We start from the raw sequence: 1,135 nt of genomic DNA on the forward strand, positions 1-1,135 counted from the left end.
GGGGAATGATGGAGCAAAAAGTCAGATTTTGGAGTAAATACGTCCGAATTCTGGAGTAATGAAAATGTTAAACGTGAGCAGGCTGCTTATGATGAAGGTGCGATCCACTTGTTCGCACCTTCCCTTGTTCACTCATGAACTTCATTGCATATAAGAAAGAGGTTTTTCCTGCACCAGGATGACCTATTATTCGTACATTTTGGCTATCTAATCCACCAAATTCTAATGTTGTAGATAGATTGAGATATAATGTCTCTATATCTTCATTTATATAATAATTATCCGCGAGCGAGGATGTCCCTAATGACGTATGAAAACTCCCAAAGTTTGGCAGTTTTGGCCAGTTTAATAATTAAAACCAATCCTTTATAGAAGGTGCATTATGCAACTTAAACACTTTTCATGCTCCGAAAATTGTTGTTATATGGCTAATGGTTGAGGAAAATATAAAAATAAGTGATATGTAAAAATTTATACTTAATAGGAGTCTTACTATGGGGGCTCTTTTGTTACAGAAATCAAACTTAATTAATGGCAGACTTCTGATCGCTTTTTCTTCACCTAGAAGTCTCATTGCAGAATCTATTGATATGAAATTAAATGATTTATTTGAGTAGCCATCTTCCTTGTTGGTTATTTTATTTGAGTTTTCCTCAAGCACCTTAAACTCCGATATCAAATCTATATTCTTAGATATGTCAAACAAACTTTTTGAATAAACATAACCATCTTTGAAATCTTTTATTAAGATAGGTGTTAAAATCTCAGACAAAACATATCCAGTTAGTGAAAGCATAGCGCCAATTAAAACCACTGGGTATTTAGAAGGGATAAATGAAGTTATGTTATACATTAATGCTATTGGCGTGCTCAATGATATTATAATTAAGCTATTTCCTAGTAAGCTGTTATATAGTGTATGCAGGGAACGCCATGATAAACACATGTAAATAAACCTTTTTGATATATTTAAAACCTGATGATTCATTTTCATAATGAGACTTCACTTCCTGACTCTTATACACAAATATTGTGAACTGATTGGCACTTTTCCCGATTTCCAGGATCTGATCTCCTATGTGACTCCCGAACATGGTAACGATCATGCTAACTTTTGCTCTTCATCGTGCGGCCG

1 protein-coding gene is annotated in these 1,135 nt (G+C 34.2%); it reads right to left on the reverse strand.

Annotation, left to right across the window (positions count from 1 at the left end; all coding sequences use genetic code 11):
* Positions 1-400: 400 nt before the first annotated feature.
* On the reverse strand, positions 401-994 hold the full coding sequence (locus GWQ22_RS21480) for a hypothetical protein (RefSeq protein WP_275931625.1): 594 nt from the start codon (positions 992-994) through the stop codon (positions 401-403).
* Positions 995-1,135 lie beyond the last annotated feature (141 nt).

Origin of the sequence: Aeromonas sp. 1HA1, assembly GCF_029237385.1 — a bacterium.
Lineage (GTDB): Bacteria > Pseudomonadota > Gammaproteobacteria > Enterobacterales > Aeromonadaceae > Aeromonas > Aeromonas popoffii.